We start from the raw sequence: 15,060 nt of genomic DNA, 5'->3' as shown, positions 1-15,060 counted from the left end.
CTGAGCTGAAGGGATAACAGTCCATGTCATGGGACCACGAAGTCGATGTCGTCGTGCTCGGTAGTGGCGGCGCCGGCCTCACCGCCGCGCTGACCGCGGTCGTGGCGGGCGCTTCGGTGGAGGTCTACGAAAAGGCCGCGACTGTCGGCGGGACCACCGCCGTGTCCGGCGGCATCGTGTGGATCCCCGCCCACAACCGTTCTCCCGACGGGGATTTGACGCCCGCCGACGCGTTGAAATACCTGCGCGCACAGTCGCTCGGCTCCATGGACGACGAGCTGGTCGAAACGTTCGTACGCACCGGCCCGGCGATGCTCGACTTCATCGAGGCGCACAGCGGCCTGCACTTCGAGATCGCGACCGGCTTTCCCGACTATCGGCCGGAGTTGCCGGGAGGACAGCCGGCCGGCGGTCGCTCGCTGAGTGCGGCTCCCTTCGATCTGGCCCAATTGGGCGAATGGGCAACGCGGATAACATCTTTCCCGGCCGACTGGTCCAACGTCGGTTTCGACGCCGAGACCAGGGCGCGCCTGCACGCGGCGATCGACGAACGGACCGGCCACCTGTGCGTCGCCGGGACGGCGCTGATCGCGGGGTTGCTCAAGGGTCTGCTGGACGCCGGGGTGAGGCCGCGGGTGAACGCGCGCGCGGAGGAACTCATTGCCGAGGGCAAAGAGATCACCGGGGTGCGTGTCGCCCTCCCGGACCGGACGATCAGCGTTCGCGCCCGCCGCGGGATCATCCTGGGCACCGGTGGGTTCGAATGGGATCCGGCTCTGGCACAGGCCTTTCTGCGCGGCCCCATGCGTGGTGCTGTCTCGCCGCCCAACAACACCGGCGACGGGCTGCGCATGGCGATGGCCCACGGGGCCGACCTGGCCAACATGGGCGAGGCGTGGTGGGTGCCGATCGTGCAGATCCCCGGCGACACCATCGAGGGCAAACCACGCAGCCGCAGCGTGCGACTGGAAAGGACGCGACCGCGCAGCATCATCGTCAACTCCGCGGGCCAGCGATTCGTCAACGAAGCGTGCGACTACAACTCGATGGCCGGCGCCTTCCACTATTTGGATCCTCGCGGCGGGTATGTCAACGATCGCGGATGGATGGTGTTCGATGCGGTTCACCTGCAGCGCTATGGATTTCTCGGTATCGAACCGGGACAACCCGTCCCGGACTGGTTCTGCGAATCGGCCAGCCTTACGGAGCTGGCCGCCAAGACCGGCATCGACCCCGACGGTTTGACCCGCACCGTCGAGAGCTTCAACCGTCACGTGGCCGCCGGCGAAGACCCCGAATTCGGGCGGGGTTCCAGCGCTTATGACGGCTACTGGGGCGACGACAGCGCGACCACACAGGCCGGGAAGACGCTCGGCCCGATCGACACCGCTCCCTACTATGCGGTGCCGGTGAGCATCGGCGCGATGGGCACCAAGGGCGGCCCGCGCACCGATCACGATGCGCGCGTTCTGCACGTCGGCGGCGAGCCGATACCGGGGCTATTCGCCGCCGGCAATGCGATGGGCGGCGTGACCGGGCGGGCATACGGCGGCGCCGGCGGAACACTCGGTCCGGCAATGGTTTTCGGGTACCGAGCGGGCCATGCGGCCGCGACCGGGAAATCTGTCGATCTGAAATAGTGCGTGCATGCCTTGCGCGCCGAGCGTGGGCCCTAGGTACGAAAATCGCCGTGGATTCGTCCATCGGCGCCACTCGGTGCCAGGGTGATCGGGGCGATGGTGCTGGCGCGTTCGGTCCGGCCTGCGTCATCCTGAGTTGATGGTTGCCTACGACCGGATCGGTGCTACCTATCGCAGCACTCGCCGGCCCGACCCGCGGATCGCTTCGCAGGTGCGCGCGGCGCTCGCCGCGATGGGCACCGTCGTCGACGTCGGGGCCGGTACCGGCTCCTATGAGCCGGCCGAGACCGTCGCCGCGGTCGAGCCCAGCATGGTGATGATCGCCCAGCGTCCACCGGGATCAGCACCGTGTGTGCAGGCCGTGGCGGAGGCATTGCCGCTGCGGGACAAGTGCGTTGACGCCGCAATCGCCTTGCTGACCGTGCATCACTGGGGCGATCTGGCCGCCGGGATCGGCGAGCTGCGCCGGGTCAGCCGCCGGCGCGTCGTGGTTTTCACCTGGGATCAAGAAGTGACCGGTGACTTCTGGTTGCTGCGTGAATATCTGCCCGAGGCGGCACGGATCAACGAAGCGCTGTACGTGCCGATCGAGCGATTGGTGGAGCTGCTGGGCGGAGCGCAGGTGCACACGGTGCCCGTACCGCACGACTGCACCGACGGATTCGGCGCCGCCTACTGGCGCCGGCCCCAGGCCTATCTCGACCCCACCGTCCGCGCCGGTATCTCCATGCTCGCATACGCAGATGAGGCCAATCTGGCCGAAGGGCTGGATCGGCTCGCGGCCGACCTGCGCTCCGGACGGTGGCAGCATCGACACGCGGAACTGCTTGAAAGACAACAGCTCGACGCAGGCTACCGCCTACTCGTCAGCGATTGCGGCTGAGGCGCCCGCCTTCGTTAGCCGTCAAGCCAGCTGCGTGCCCGACCACTAGGTGAGTCTCATCTGTGATAGCGCCGGTGATAGCGCAAATCAAACTCACTTCATGCCAGCCAAACTGATACCCGCGTGACTCGTGTGACCGCCGAAGCGGCGCGATCGACGGCGTCAGAGCCGTCAGTCCGTCTGACGTGCGGGCGGTGAGAGCAGCCGCTCGGCCGCCGTGTAGGGATCCTGATCGCCGTCGACGACCGCCTCGGCGAGCCGGTCGAGATCCGGCTGGGTCCGCAGCCGGGTCTGGGCGAGCGACAGGATCTGCGCGCGGGCGCGGGCCAGGCGCCGGTCGCGGCTGTCGGTGCGGCGGTGGTCCTCGATAACGGCCATCAGGTCCTCGATGCCCTCGCCCCGGGCGGCGATCAGCGAAACGATCGGGGCGCTGGTTTCGGCCCGAAGATCGCGGACGGTCTGCTTGGCGCCCTCCCGGTCGGCCTTGTTGACCGCCACGATGTCGGCGACTTCCAGCACCCCGGCCTTGGCGGCCTGAACGGCGTCGCCCGCGCCGGGATTGAGAATGACGACGGTCGGGTCGGCGACGGCGGCGATCTCGATCTCGGACTGTCCCACCCCCACGGTCTCGAGGAGGACAACGTCGTAGCCGATCGCCCCCAGCAGGCGGATGGCCGCCGGAACCGCAGCGGCCAGCCCGCCGAGATGGCCTCGGGTCGCCACCGAGCGAATGAGGACGTCGGAGTCGTTGATATGCGCGGCCATTCGAATCCGATCCCCCAGCAGCGCGCCGCCACTGAACGGCGACGACGGGTCCACGGCCAGCACCGCCACCCGGCAGCCGCGCGTGCGGTAGGCGCCGACCAGCGCGGCGACCGTCGTCGACTTGCCCGCACCCGGCGGCCCGGTGATGCCGATGACCGGCCCCATGCCCTCCGGTGCGGGTCCGATGGCCCCCAGGACCTCGTCGCGCTGCTCACCCTCGACGAGGCTGAGCAGCCGACCTGCCGCGCGGGTAGATCCGTTGCGCGCGCGGTCAATCAGGTCAGCGATGGTCATGTACGCATTATGGAGCCGCGACCTCGATCACCGTCGCCGAGCCCATTCCGCCGCCCGCGCACATCGCCGCGACACCGATGCCGCCGCCGCGGCGGCGCAATTCGTGCACCAGGGTGACCAGCATCCGGGCACCCGTCGCCGCGACGGGGTGCCCCAGCGAGCAGCCGCTGCCGCTGACATTGACCTTCTCGGCGTCAAGGTCGAGGAGCTTGATGGTGGCCACGCACATCGCCGCAAAGGCTTCGTTGATTTCGAACAGGTCGACATCGGATATCGAAAGACCGGCGCGCCCAAGGGCTTTCGGAATCGCCTCGACCGGCGCCAGGCCGGTGATCGCCGGGTCCACACCGACCGATGCCCAGGACCGGACGGTGGCCAGCGCGGGCAGCCCCAGCCGGTCGCTGGCGATCGTCAGCGCGGCGGCACCGTCGTTGGCGCCACACGCGTTGCCGGCGGTGATGGAGAAACCCTCGATTTCCGGGTGCAGCGGCTTGAGCGCGGCCAGCCTCTCCATGCTGGTGTCGCGGCGCGGGTGTTCGTCGACCGAGAACATCCCGTGCGGTGTGTCGATGGGGACGATCTCCTCTTTGAAACGTCCTTCGTCGATGGCGGCGATCGCGTTGCGGTGCGAGCGCAGCGCCCAGGCGTCCATCTCCTCGCGGCTCACACCGGCTTTGACGGCGGCGTTCCAGCCGACGGTGATCGACATGTCCATGTTGGGTGCGTCGGGCCGGTCCGGGTGGGTCGGCGGGAACCAGTCGACCCAGTCGCCGTCGACCTGCATCCGCGACCGCGGCGAGGTGGATGCCGAGTTCACCCCGCCGGCGATGACGAGTTCGTCCATTCCGGCGCGCACGCTCGCCGCAGCGCTCTGCACGGCAGCCTGGCCCGCCGCGCAGTGGCGATTGTTGGCCAAGCCGGGCACCTGGGTCAGGCCCGCGGTGACGGCCGCGTGGCGGGCCAGCACGCCGCCGCCGTAGAGGCCTTCGCCCAGGACCACGTCGTCGACCTGCGTCGGATTCAGGTCCCTGGCCGCCTCGGTGACGACGTGGTGCGCCAGATCGAAAGCGCTGGTGTCGCGCAGCGTCCCCTTACGGGCGGTGCCGATGGGGGTGCGCAGGGCGGACACGATGACGGCTTCAGGCACGGGTCTTCTCCAATTCGGCCAGCAGGCGCGGAACGGTGAGAGCCTTCCGCAAATTCACGAGAATCGTATTCTCTCATTACGAGAGTACGAGTCGCAAGGAGCGCGCCCCGGCGGCGGGTGCAGGTGGCCGGGGATGCCTACACTGCTGCAGATGGCGAACGCGACGACTACTCCCCAAGGGCTGATACCGGTCCCGGGTGGCGACGTGTGGTTCCAGCGGACCGGCGGCGGCACGGGCCTGCCACTGCTCGTCATTCACGGCGGCCCGGGTTTGCCGCACAACTACCTGCGGTCACTGGGGCGGTTGGCCACGCAGCGCGAGGTCATCTTCTGGGATCAGCTTGGCTGCGGGAACTCCAAATGTCCGCCGAATCTCGAGCTTTGGACGATGGATCGCTCGGTGGCCGAGGTGGACGTCGTAGTGCGAACGCTGGGTTTGGAACGCTTCCACGTGTTCGGCAACTCCTGGGGCGCGATGTTGGCCCAGCAGTACGTGCTCGACGCGGCCCCCGCGGGCGTCGCCAGCCTGACCATCTCGAACAGCATCGCGTCGATCCCCGAGTTCGCGAACATGGTGGCGCGCTTGAAGTCCGAGCTCGATCCGGCGACCCAGGCCGCCATCGACCGGCATGAGGCGGCGGGCACGACGCACGCGCCCGAATACCAGGCCGCGATACGCACCTGGAACGAAACGTACCTGTGCCGGGTCCGTCCCTGGCCGCGTGATCTCGAGGACGCGTTCAGGAACATGGGTGCCGAAGTCTTCGAGACGATGTTCGGCCCCAGCGATTTTCACATCGTCGGAACGATCCGGGACTGGGACGTAGTCGACCGGCTCAACGAAATCGCCGTGCCGACACTGGTGATCGCGGGCCGTTACGACGAATGCGTGCCGGAACACATGTGGGAAATGCACCAGCGCATCGCGGGTTCACAATTCGAGCTGTTCGAGTCCAGCGCCCACATGCCGTTCATCGAGGAGCCGGACCGCTTCGATGCCGTGATGCGTGACTTCCTGCGCCACCACGACGCCTGAGACCGCCCGCGCGGCAGCAACCTCAGTTTTTCTTGGCCGCGTTGAATTTCGCGACGTTGGCCCGGAAGTCCTCGGTGACGAATGACTGGCTCTCGGCCGACAGAGCGTAGTCGAGGCTGGCGAGCACGGCGCGCTCCAGATGGATGTTGAGCACCCGTTTGGTGCTCTCGACCGCCTGCTGGGGCAGCTCCAAAATCTTCTTCGCACAGGCGATTGCCTCCGAGAAGGGGTCGGCCGCCACATGGTTGGCCAGTCCGAGCTCGACGGCGCGCGGCGCCTTGATGCGGGTTCCGGTCAGGGCGAATTCCTTGGCGAGCAGCAGGCTGATGTGCAGCGGCCAGGTCAGCGGCCCGCCGTCGGCGGCCACCAGCCCCACCTGCACATGCGGGTCGGCCAGATAGGCGTCCTCGGCGATGTACACGATGTCGCTGAGCGCGACCAGGCTGCAGCCCAGCCCGACGGCGGGGCCATTGACGGCCGCTACCACGGGAATTCGGCACCGCGCCATGCCCAGCACGATCTCGCGCCCGTCCCGGATGGTTTTGGCGCGCAGCTCAGCGTCATTCGCCAGCTCTTCGAGATACGTGAAATCGCCGCCGGCCGAAAACGCCCTGCCGGCGCCGGTGATCACCGCCGCGCGGGCCGTGGGGTCATCCGTCAATCGCTGCCACAACCTGGCCAGGCCGACGTGCAGGTTGTCGTTGACCGAGTTCAGCGAATCCGGACGGTTGAGCGTGATGATGCGCAGCGCGCCGTCGGCCTGGACATCGATTTCGGTAGGCATGTCGTACACGTCAGACTCCTTCAATGGTCGTGACCCGCTTCACCCGGGCTTCGCCCGCGTTCGCGATCACTCCTACAATCCCAAGATTCGTGAAGCGATGATGTTCTTCTGTATTTGTGATGTCCCGCCCATGACGCTCTGCGCCCGGCTGTACAGGTAGTCGCTGAGCAGCTCGGGATCGCGGGTGCCGGCGACGGCCAGGGCGGCGTGCCCGACCGATTGCTCGACCCAGGTCATCAGCAGCTTGTCCAGCGATCCTTCCGATCCGTGCGATACCCCGTCGAGCTGTTCGGACAGCCGGCGCCGCACGTGATGGGTCAGCATGTCCGACTGAACCGCCGCCCACGCCAGCTCTTCGGGAACGTCACCATCGTTGCGCGACAACAACTCTCGGACGAGCTTGCCGTAGCGGGCGGCGTAGCCGAGCGTGGAGGGTTCGCGTTCGTGCCCCACGACGGTCATGGCCACGGCCCAGCCGTCACCGGGACCACCGACCATCCGGTCCGCAGGCACCGTGGCATCGTCGAAGAACACCTGACCGAATTCGTTGGTCACCCCGTTGATCATCTGCAGCGGGCGCTGTTGCACGCCAGGCTGTTTCATCTTTATGACAAACGCCGACAGTCCGCGGTGGCGCTTGGCCTCTGGGTCGGTGCGCGCCAGCAGCAGGCACCAGTCGGCCACATCGGAATAGCTGGTCCAGATCTTGTGCCCGTTGACCACATAGTTGTCGCCCTCCAGGCGGGCGGTGGTGGTCAGCGACGCCAGATCCGAGCCGGCGCCCGGTTCGCTGAAGCCCTGACACCAGCGTTCGGTGCCGTTGATGATGCCGGGCAGGAAGCGCTTGCGTAGCTCATCGCCGGCGTGCTCGCCGATGCCATACACGAGATAACCGACGCTGGGGCGCGGTGGCGCGCCGGCGCGTACCAGCTCCTCATCGACGATGACGTCGTACACCGGCGCCAGGTCCTGCCCGCCCCAATCGCGTGGCCATGACAGGCCGAAAAAGCCGTTGTCGTACAGGGCGCGATGCCAGTCGGCCATGCGCGCCCAATACTCGTCTCCCGAGCCGGAGAACTCCTTGGCGTGCGCCGAAAGCCACGTGCGCAGCCGCTCCCGGAAGGCGGCCTCATCGGGTGAGTCACGAAAGTCCAAGATCGATCTCCTTCAACGCGACCGGCCACAGCTCGGTCGAGGTCAGGGCGCGGCGCAGGTAGACATGCGCCACGCATTCCCAGGTGTTGCCGATGCCGCCGTGCACCTGAATGGCCGTCTCGCAGACGGTTCGGGTGGCGCGCGCGCAATAGACCTTGGCGATTTGGGCGGCCCGAATCGCTTCGGCGGGCGCCAGCTCATCCACTGCCCACGCGGCGTGCCGCAACACGCTCACCGAACCTTCAATCAGCGCAAGGCTTTCGGCCAGCAGATGCGCGATGGCTTGGTAGGACCCGATCTGCTTGCCGTACTGTTCGCGAATCTTGGCGTAGTCGCAGGCGACGGCGTGCGCGCCGCGGGCGATGCCGACCAGGTCCGCCGTCGTCGTGACCAGAGCCAGCGCCCGCCATTGCTCGGCGACCTCAGAGGAGACCTCACCCAACGCCGCCGGCGACCCCACGATCTTCGCCTCCGCCCGCGTCAGGTCGACGCCAACGGTCAACGCCTGCACATCGACGGCCGAGACGGCGCGGCCCGAGAGCGCTAACGCGCGCCGCGAACCTCGGGCGTCGATCACTCGGCCATCGACGGCGACGGTCGTCCCCGACGCGTCTTCGCCGAGGTGGCGGGCGAGATCGTCGGCCAGCACCGGGCCGAGAAACGGCGTGTCAACCAGCCGGCGCCCGAATTCCTCGGCGACGATGGCGACTTCGACGCCCGAGGCCCCGTCGGAGCGCAGCGAGCGCCAGCCGGTGGACCCGATCTGCTTGTCCAGGCGTGCGATTCGAGTCTGGTCGTCGAGATCCTGCACCGCCCCCGGCCCCAGGTCGTCGGCCAGCTTGGCGGCGGCGTCGCGTAATTGCTGTTGCTCAGTTGTCAGACGTACATCCATAACGCTCCTTCAGCACTCGGCGCAGCACCTTGCCCGAGGGCAGGCGGGGAATTTCAGGCACAAACACCACTTGGCTCAGATGTTTATAGGACGCCAACTTCTCATCCACCAGGGCGGTCAGCTGGGCCGCGTCGACAGGTTCGGTGGCCGCGACCGCGGCGACGATCGCCTCGCCATTGATGCCGTCGGGAATCCCGAACACCGCACAGTCTTTGACCGACGGATGACCGTGCAACACCGTCTCGATCTCGGCGGGCGCGACCTGGAAGCCGCGGACTTTGATCATCTCCTTGAGACGGTCGGTGATCCGCAGCCAGCCTCCGGCGTCGAGCCAGCCGACGTCTCCGGTCCGATACCAGCCGTCGCGGATCGCCTCGCCGGTCGCCGCGGCCGGCAGGTAGCCGGCCATGAGCGACGCCGAGCGGGCCTGAATCTCACCGACCTCACCGGGGCCGACCGGCTCTCCCGTCTCCAGCGAAGCCACTCGCAGGTCCACACCGGGCACCGCCCGGCCGACAGTATCGAGCCGTGCGTCCCCGATCGGATTACACGCGATGACAGGCAATTCCGTGGTCCCGTAGGCGGGCAGCCAACTCACGCCGGTGCGCCGGGTGACCGTCTGCGCGACGTGGGTATTGACCGGTGTCGCGCCCCACATGATGTAGCGCAGCGACGACAGGTCATAGGACTCCAGGCCGGGATGCGAGGCGAGGGCCAGTGCGATCGGAGCGACCGCCATTTCCACTGTGATGCGGTCGCTTTCGATGTGGTGGAGCACGCGGTCGATGTCGAACCTGGGGTGCATCCGCACGCACGCGCCGGCCCTCAGCGCGGTCAGCAGGTTCAGCAGCCCGAGGATGTGCGACGGGGGTGTGGCAACTTGGATCCGGTCGCGGTGCGTCAACTGCAGCGCGTGGCGCCAGTGCCGCACGGCCTCGCCCAACGAGGCGTGGGTGTGCCTGACAGCCTTGGGCAGGCCGGTGGTGCCGGAACTGAACACCAGCGCCGCGTCGGCGTCAGCGGGCGGCGGAGAACCGGCGGCCGGCTCGGCTGGTGGGGCCGGCTCATCCAGGTACAGCATCGGCATCAGGCCGGCCAGCACCGGGTGGTCCCCGACGGCGTGCGCGGGCCCCGTCAGCGCGAGCGCGTGGTCGACCTCGTCACGTTTCCACGCGGGGCTGATGAGGACGGCGGTGGCGGCCAGCCGCCAGATCGCGAGCACCGCTGCGAGGAACTCCGGCCGGTTGGACGCCATGACCGCGACGCGTTGACCTGCCGTGACACCGTCTTTCGCCAGGGCGGCGGCCCACCCGCCGGCCAGCGCGTCGAGTTCGGGCGCGCTGAATCGCCGTTCCTCGAACACGAGCGCCGCCGGCTCGGTCACGTCCCGTCCTTCCCTGACAGACCGGGCTGACCCGACATCCATACAAGTCTTGAGAAGATGCTATCGCTTCGTGAGAATAGTATTCTCTATACTGAAGAATGCAAGTACGGGAAGGGGGCGGTCCGCGTGACGGTCACCCGGATCATCGAGGAGACCGCAGCGGTGACAGATCCGGCCACAAACGGCTCCGGCGCCGGAACGGTGACGATCCATCTCGACCGCAAGAAGGTCTCGGTACCCAGGGTTCCGGGCGAGACGCTGCTGGAGACCGCGCGGCGGGCCGGCCTGGAGCCGCCGTTCAGTTGCGAGGCCGGCAACTGCGGGACATGCATGGCCAAGCTTGAAGACGGCCATGTCACCATGCGCGTCAACGACGCCCTCGAACCCGACGAGGTCGCCGAGGGCTACATTCTGACGTGCCAGGGCGTTCCGGATACGGACTCGGTCACGGTGCGCTACGAGTAGCAGCCAGGAGAGATAGCGATGGCCAAGGGCATCATCCTCGTGGAAAGTCGTCCCAGCTCGCCCGAACGGGAAGACGAGTACAACACCTGGTACGACGAGGTGCACCTCGGCGAACTCGTGGCCTTGGACGGAATCGTCTCCGCGCGCCGGCTGCGGCCCCTGGACGGCGACGGTCCCTACGTCGCCATCTACGAGGTCGAGGGCGACGACCTGCAGGCAATTCTGGACAACATGATCGCCAACGGGCCACAGCTGCACATGTCCGATGCCCTGCAACTGGACCCGGCGCCGATCCCACGACTGCTCGAAACCACCACCGAGTGCAGCGGCTGAGGAAGTTCGCGTCGCGCACGGAAGAGGAGCGTTTTTTGATGAAGGCCGACGACCTGATCCTGGTGAGCATTGACGACCACGTGGTCGAGCCGCCGGACATGTTCCTGCGCCACGTGCCCGCCAAATACAAGGAGGAGGCGCCCATCGTCGTCACCGACGACAAGGGCGTCGACCAGTGGATGTACCAGGGCAGGCCGCAGGGCGTCAGCGGCCTCAACGCCGTCGTGTCATGGCCGGCCGAGGAATGGGGTCGCGATCCCGCCGGGTTCGCCGAGATGCGTCCCGGCGTGTACGACGTGCACGAGCGCGTCCGGGACATGAACCGCAACGGCATCCTCGCGTCGATGTGTTTCCCGACGTTCACCGGCTTTTCGGCCCGTCACCTCAACATGACGCGCGAGGACGTCACCCTGGTGATGGTGTCGGCCTACAACGACTGGCACATCGACGAATGGGCCGGCTCCTACCCGGACCGCTTCATCCCGATCGCGATCCTGCCGACCTGGACTCCCGAGGGGATGTGCGCCGAGATCCGCCGCGTCGCCGCGAAGGGCTGCCGCGCGGTCACCATGCCGGAATTGCCTCACCTGGAAGGGCTTCCGAGCTACCACGACGAGGACTACTGGGGGCCGGTGTTCCGCACGCTGTCCGAAGAGAACGTGGTGATGTGTCTGCACATCGGCACCGGCTTCGGGGCGATCAGCATGGCGCCCGACGCGCCGATCGACAACCTGATCATCCTGGCCACCCAGATCTCGGCGATGTGCGCGCAAGACCTGCTGTGGGGTCCGGCCATGCGCAACTACCCCGACCTGAAATTCGCCTTCTCCGAAGGAGGTATCGGCTGGATCCCCTTCTACCTCGACCGCAGCGACCGCCACTACACCAACCAGAAATGGTTACGCCGCGATTTCGGCGACAAGCTGCCCAGCGACGTCTTCCGGGAGCACTCGCTGGCCTGCTACGTCACCGACAAGACGTCGCTGAAGCTGCGTCACGAGATCGGCATCGACATCATCGCCTGGGAATGCGACTATCCGCACTCGGACTGCTTCTGGCCCGACGCGCCCGAGCAGGTGCTGGCCGAACTGAACGCCGTTGGAGCCGATGACTCCGACATCAACAAGATCACCTGGGAGAACTCGAGCAAGTTCTTCGGCTGGGACCCGTTCGCCCGAACACCCCGCGAGCAGGCGACCGTTAAAGCCTTGCGCACCAGGGCGACCGACGTGGACGTGTCCATCCGGTCGCGCGCCGAGTGGGCGCGGCGCTATCAGGAAAAGCAGCTGGCCAAGTCTTAACGCCCAACGTCGGGGCTCCGTCAGCCCGTCGGCGGGTTGACGAACCAGACATTCTCCTCGCGCAGGCTGCGGCTGCGCCAACCGTCGGCCGTGCGCGTCAGCTCGTGGTGGTAGTAGCCGCCGCAGTAGCTCAGATCCGCCATACCGGGCAGCCGCATCGGGTTGTAGAACATGGCACGCACCGTCGCGAGATCACCGTCGAGCACCAGGATTTCCACGTTGGTGATGTAGTGCATCGACATCGGGATCGCGCCGAAGCCCTGCTCCAACCACGCGGCCACCTCGTCGCGAGGGCCCGCCGCGGCACCCGCCGACGAGTAGTCGATATGCGCATCGTCGGTGAAGACCGAGCGGTACAGCTCCCAGTCCTTGGCATCGACCGCACGAGCGTATCTGTTGAGTAGCGCGGCGATTTCGAGTTCGTCAGCGACCCGCTGCAGATCCATGGTTGCACCTTATATCTTTGGCGTCGAACGTCGACTTGTTGGGCGAATCAAGCGATTTTGGCGCAACAACTCGAAGTTCTGCGGCGATCAGCCCTCCGGAAGCTCCTGGCGTGGTGGAAGCTCTGGCAACACCGCGCTGCCGGCAGGAGGTAAGAGGCCCCAGGTCTGGAAGGCCATGGCCAACATGACATATGTGCCGACGACGAAGATTAGTTCCATCGCGGCGCGGGTCTGCAGCGCGCCGGCGAGCCGCTCCCAGGTGCCAGCGTCGACGCGGCCGTCGGCGAGCAACTCGTCGGTTGCGCTCAGCACCAGCGAATCCACGCCGGAGAACCCCTCATTGCCTTCGGCGAGCCGCGCGATGTCATCCCCGGGTACACCACTGTCGAGCGCGAGTTTGGTGTGCTCGCCCCAGAAGAAGGCCGAGCGGCGAGTCCGGGCGACTCGCAAGATGGCCAACTCCCGTAGGCGCGGCGAAAGCTCGCCGCGGCGCAGCAGGAAACCATTGAAGGTCAAAAAGGCTTGAGCCATCTCGGGGTGGCGGGCGAGCAGGCCGATGATGTCGAATTTCAACGGGTCCAAGGCGTGCCCGGAACCGGCGCGGGGCACTCTCGCCCCCGGAATGCCCAACAGCACACCGAAAGCCGCATACTCGGCATCGCCCCACTGGTCGGCGGCCAGGGGTGCCAGCGTTGGCCGCGCAGTACCGTCGTCCTCGGTCATGTTCTGCGCCCTCCGTTGACCCCGAGCACCTGTCCCGTGATGTAGGAGGACTCGTCCTGACACAGGAACACGGCCGCGTTGGCGATATCTTCCGGTCGGCCTGCCCGACGCACCGGTGTGATGCCGGCGAAATGTTCCAAGCTGGCGGTGAACCTGCCTTCGGCGATCGCCTTCTCGAGCATCGGCGTCACAACCATGCCCGGTGGGATCGTGTTGACGGTAATGCCTTTCGAACCCAATTCCAGAGCCAGGCTCTTGGTCAGCCCGATCAGACCGGCTTTGGAGCTGACGTACGCAGCCATCCGCGGCTGGCCGCCTTGGGCGCTGGATGACGAGATGTTGACGATGCGGCCCCATTGCGCCTCGAGCATGTCCGGCAGGACCGCCTGCGCGCAGATGAAGGGTCCGCGCAGGTTGACAGCCATGACGCGATCCCACAGATCATCGGAGATCTCAGCGAACTTCCCGAACTGCTCGATGCCGGCATTGTTCACCAGGATCAGGACCGGTCCGAGTTCGTCTCGCAGCTTTGACACGGCGGTCTCGACTTGGTCGCGGTCGGAGACGTCGAGCACGTAGCCACTGACATGGGCGCCGTTGCGGTTCAGTCGAGCCACCTGGCTCCGCACCGCGTCAGCGGCAATGTCGAACATCGCGACCTTGACGCCGCGCGCCGCGAGCGCCTCGGTGATGGCCAAGCCCAGTCCCATGGCCCCGCCGGTCACGATTGCGGTTGTCTCGCGAATGGACATCTTGCTAGTCGAATCGGGTGTGTGGCCGAGCGTGCTATCGATGTCGGCCGCCTTCACTGCGGCAGTCCCACTCCCTCAAAGCTTTTGAGCATCTCGGGCTGCGGCGGCGTCATCTGCAGATAAACGTCGATGTGCTTGATCCTGTCGCCATCGGTGAACTCGTACACCGACAGCGAGTTGACCACGCTGCTGAATTCACCTACCTCGCTTCGCTCCTCCAGTTCGAGGAACACGCGACCGCCGCACTCCGTGATGTTCTTGAAAGAACACTCCCACTCCGAAGAGGTGGCCCAGTTGGTGAGGAATTCGACATAGACCGGCCACGTCATCACCTCTTTGAACGCACCGACCCGCTCGAATTCGTCGACGGCGACCAATTCCGCCAGCGGTCCCCAGCTGTCCGCCGAAAAGCCCGGTCTCTTCGCCTCGTCCACCAAACGCTTGGTGACGGTGCTGTACTGCAGCACCGTTCGCGCCCGACCGGTATAGCCGCCGATCACGTCCTCGACGTTGCGCAACACCATCACACCGACACCCCGGCTCGCTTTAGGCAAAGTTCCAGCACCTCAACATACTCGCCAGTGCCATGGAAGGGACCGTGCACGCCAATCGCCGCGTCTAGGAACGCGTTGTACTCGTCGTTGACATGGGTTTCCCAGCGGGTCAACTCGCCCGCCGCGTTCGTCTCGATGAAACTGTATGAGTAGAAGCCCATTCGGATGCCGTCCGTGGTGTGGCCTTCCCACCGAGTCTTCATGACGACCCCGTTCTCGGCCGGCCAGTATTTGAAGTCGGCGGGCTTCCAGTCGGGGAACGTCAGCGAGTACACCTTGGCTTCCATCGTCGAAGCCCGCGCGGTGTCCTCGGGAAACTCGCTGAACTTGAACACCTGGTCACCGGTGAAGTAGGGCGACATGTACACGCCGTCGTCGGCGAATTTCCAGGCCGCGGCGAACGTCTCACCATCCTGCACGCCCTGGTGCAGGTACGCGTCGCGATACGCGTCGGCCATGCGACGGTGGTGGGCAATGCGTTCTTCAAGGTTCATAGGGCTTCCTCC

The 15,060-nt window shown here is 66.5% G+C and carries 17 protein-coding genes; 6 read left to right on the top strand and 11 right to left on the bottom strand.

Annotated elements, in window-relative coordinates:
• Positions 1 to 23 precede the first annotated feature (23 nt).
• Together A5775_RS15015 and A5775_RS15010 are read left to right on the top strand one after the other, a co-directional pair.
• The gene (locus A5775_RS15015) at positions 24 to 1,640 is read left to right on the top strand and encodes an FAD-dependent oxidoreductase (protein WP_067253523.1); all 1,617 of its coding nucleotides are present in this window, start codon (positions 24 to 26) and stop codon (positions 1,638 to 1,640) included.
• Positions 1,641 to 1,779: 139 nt separating this feature from the next.
• On the top strand, positions 1,780 to 2,523 hold the full coding sequence (locus A5775_RS15010) for a class I SAM-dependent methyltransferase (protein ID WP_067253519.1): 744 nt from the start codon (positions 1,780 to 1,782) through the stop codon (positions 2,521 to 2,523).
• 171 nt (positions 2,524 to 2,694) lie between these two features.
• Here the strand turns inward: A5775_RS15010 and meaB are convergent, their stop codons facing one another.
• Positions 2,695 to 3,582 carry a methylmalonyl Co-A mutase-associated GTPase MeaB gene (gene meaB, locus A5775_RS15005; protein ID WP_067253516.1) on the bottom strand — a complete coding sequence of 296 codons (888 nt, stop codon included), beginning with the start codon at positions 3,580 to 3,582 and terminating at the stop codon, positions 2,695 to 2,697.
• 7 nt (positions 3,583 to 3,589) lie between these two features.
• Positions 3,590 to 4,729, bottom strand: a complete 1,140-nt coding sequence (locus A5775_RS15000) for a thiolase family protein (RefSeq protein WP_067253513.1) — start codon at positions 4,727 to 4,729, stop codon at positions 3,590 to 3,592.
• Between the two features lie 133 nt (positions 4,730 to 4,862).
• Between A5775_RS15000 and A5775_RS14995 the strand changes: the two genes are divergently transcribed.
• Positions 4,863 to 5,765 carry a proline iminopeptidase-family hydrolase gene (locus A5775_RS14995; RefSeq protein WP_369827872.1) on the top strand — a complete coding sequence of 301 codons (903 nt, stop codon included), beginning with the start codon at positions 4,863 to 4,865 and terminating at the stop codon, positions 5,763 to 5,765.
• 22 nt (positions 5,766 to 5,787) lie between these two features.
• Here the strand turns inward: A5775_RS14995 and A5775_RS14990 are convergent, their stop codons facing one another.
• The 4 genes from A5775_RS14990 to A5775_RS14975 all read right to left on the bottom strand — a co-directional run bounded on the left by A5775_RS14990 (position 5,788) and on the right by A5775_RS14975 (position 9,980).
• Entirely contained in the window at positions 5,788 to 6,558 is a 771-nt protein-coding gene (locus tag A5775_RS14990) for an enoyl-CoA hydratase/isomerase family protein (RefSeq protein ID WP_067253507.1), read from the bottom strand.
• A 63-nt stretch (positions 6,559 to 6,621) separates the two neighbouring features.
• Complete coding sequence (locus tag A5775_RS14985; protein ID WP_067253504.1) at positions 6,622 to 7,704, bottom strand: acyl-CoA dehydrogenase family protein; 1,083 nt, start codon at positions 7,702 to 7,704, stop codon at positions 6,622 to 6,624.
• Positions 7,691 to 8,596 carry an acyl-CoA dehydrogenase family protein gene (locus A5775_RS14980; protein ID WP_067253501.1) on the bottom strand — a complete coding sequence of 302 codons (906 nt, stop codon included), beginning with the start codon at positions 8,594 to 8,596 and terminating at the stop codon, positions 7,691 to 7,693. Before A5775_RS14980 ends, A5775_RS14985 begins: the two co-directional genes overlap by 14 nt.
• Positions 8,574 to 9,980 carry a class I adenylate-forming enzyme family protein gene (locus tag A5775_RS14975; RefSeq protein ID WP_067253498.1) on the bottom strand — a complete coding sequence of 469 codons (1,407 nt, stop codon included), beginning with the start codon at positions 9,978 to 9,980 and terminating at the stop codon, positions 8,574 to 8,576. Before A5775_RS14975 ends, A5775_RS14980 begins: the two co-directional genes overlap by 23 nt.
• 126 nt (positions 9,981 to 10,106) lie before the next feature.
• Here A5775_RS14975 and A5775_RS14970 point away from each other — a divergent pair, with 126 nt between their 5' ends.
• Genes A5775_RS14970 through A5775_RS14960 form a run of 3 tightly spaced genes read left to right on the top strand, consistent with a single transcriptional unit; the run spans position 10,107 to position 12,079 of the window.
• The gene (locus A5775_RS14970; RefSeq protein ID WP_067253495.1) at positions 10,107 to 10,445 is read left to right on the top strand and encodes a 2Fe-2S iron-sulfur cluster-binding protein; all 339 of its coding nucleotides are present in this window, start codon (positions 10,107 to 10,109) and stop codon (positions 10,443 to 10,445) included.
• Positions 10,446 to 10,463: 18 nt separating this feature from the next.
• Positions 10,464 to 10,778, top strand: coding sequence for a DUF4286 family protein (locus tag A5775_RS14965; RefSeq protein WP_067253494.1), 315 nt, complete (start codon positions 10,464 to 10,466; stop codon positions 10,776 to 10,778).
• Between the two features lie 38 nt (positions 10,779 to 10,816).
• A complete protein-coding gene (locus tag A5775_RS14960) occupies positions 10,817 to 12,079 on the top strand; it encodes an amidohydrolase family protein (RefSeq protein ID WP_067253827.1) in 1,263 nt (420 codons plus the stop codon).
• 20 nt (positions 12,080 to 12,099) lie between these two features.
• Here A5775_RS14960 and A5775_RS14955 read toward each other — a convergent pair whose 3' ends face one another.
• The 5 genes from A5775_RS14955 to A5775_RS14935 form a co-directional block, all read right to left on the bottom strand.
• Positions 12,100 to 12,525 carry a nuclear transport factor 2 family protein gene (locus A5775_RS14955; RefSeq protein ID WP_067253491.1) on the bottom strand — a complete coding sequence of 142 codons (426 nt, stop codon included), beginning with the start codon at positions 12,523 to 12,525 and terminating at the stop codon, positions 12,100 to 12,102.
• A gap of 87 nt (positions 12,526 to 12,612) precedes the next feature.
• Positions 12,613 to 13,248, bottom strand: coding sequence for a carboxymuconolactone decarboxylase family protein (locus A5775_RS14950; RefSeq protein ID WP_067253490.1), 636 nt, complete (start codon positions 13,246 to 13,248; stop codon positions 12,613 to 12,615).
• Complete coding sequence (locus tag A5775_RS14945) at positions 13,245 to 14,000, bottom strand: SDR family NAD(P)-dependent oxidoreductase (protein WP_067253822.1); 756 nt, start codon at positions 13,998 to 14,000, stop codon at positions 13,245 to 13,247. Before A5775_RS14945 ends, A5775_RS14950 begins: the two co-directional genes overlap by 4 nt.
• 53 nt (positions 14,001 to 14,053) lie before the next feature.
• Positions 14,054 to 14,524, bottom strand: a complete 471-nt coding sequence (locus A5775_RS14940) for a hypothetical protein (protein ID WP_067253476.1) — start codon at positions 14,522 to 14,524, stop codon at positions 14,054 to 14,056.
• Positions 14,524 to 15,048, bottom strand: a complete 525-nt coding sequence (locus A5775_RS14935) for a hypothetical protein (RefSeq protein ID WP_067253473.1) — start codon at positions 15,046 to 15,048, stop codon at positions 14,524 to 14,526. The genes A5775_RS14940 and A5775_RS14935 overlap by 1 nt, the downstream gene beginning before the upstream one ends.
• Positions 15,049 to 15,060 lie beyond the last annotated feature (12 nt).

This window comes from Mycobacterium sp. 852002-10029_SCH5224772 (assembly GCF_001667315.1).
GTDB lineage: Bacteria > Actinomycetota > Actinomycetes > Mycobacteriales > Mycobacteriaceae > Mycobacterium.
The sequence above is the reverse complement of the archived record's forward strand: the minus strand, read 5'-3'. Positions and strand labels throughout refer to the sequence as shown.

Excerpts from the sequence above, each read along its gene's own strand:
- A5775_RS14995 (WP_369827872.1), top strand. The coding sequence starts at position 4,863 with ATGCCTACACTGCTGCAGATGGCGAACGCGACGACTACTCCCCAAGGG.
- A5775_RS14955 (WP_067253491.1), bottom strand. The coding sequence starts at position 12,525 with ATGGATCTGCAGCGGGTCGCTGACGAACTCGAAATCGCCGCGCTACTC.
- A5775_RS15010 (WP_067253519.1), top strand. The coding sequence starts at position 1,780 with ATGGTTGCCTACGACCGGATCGGTGCTACCTATCGCAGCACTCGCCGG.
- A5775_RS14950 (WP_067253490.1), bottom strand. The coding sequence starts at position 13,248 with ATGACCGAGGACGACGGTACTGCGCGGCCAACGCTGGCACCCCTGGCC.
- A5775_RS14935 (WP_067253473.1), bottom strand. The coding sequence starts at position 15,048 with ATGAACCTTGAAGAACGCATTGCCCACCACCGTCGCATGGCCGACGCG.
- A5775_RS14945 (WP_067253822.1), bottom strand. The coding sequence starts at position 14,000 with ATGTCCATTCGCGAGACAACCGCAATCGTGACCGGCGGGGCCATGGGA.
- A5775_RS14965 (WP_067253494.1), top strand. The coding sequence starts at position 10,464 with ATGGCCAAGGGCATCATCCTCGTGGAAAGTCGTCCCAGCTCGCCCGAA.
- A5775_RS14960 (WP_067253827.1), top strand. The coding sequence starts at position 10,817 with ATGAAGGCCGACGACCTGATCCTGGTGAGCATTGACGACCACGTGGTC.
- A5775_RS14940 (WP_067253476.1), bottom strand. The coding sequence starts at position 14,524 with ATGGTGTTGCGCAACGTCGAGGACGTGATCGGCGGCTATACCGGTCGG.
- A5775_RS15015 (WP_067253523.1), top strand. The coding sequence starts at position 24 with ATGTCATGGGACCACGAAGTCGATGTCGTCGTGCTCGGTAGTGGCGGC.
- meaB (WP_067253516.1), bottom strand. The coding sequence starts at position 3,582 with ATGACCATCGCTGACCTGATTGACCGCGCGCGCAACGGATCTACCCGC.
- A5775_RS14980 (WP_067253501.1), bottom strand. The coding sequence starts at position 8,596 with ATGGATGTACGTCTGACAACTGAGCAACAGCAATTACGCGACGCCGCC.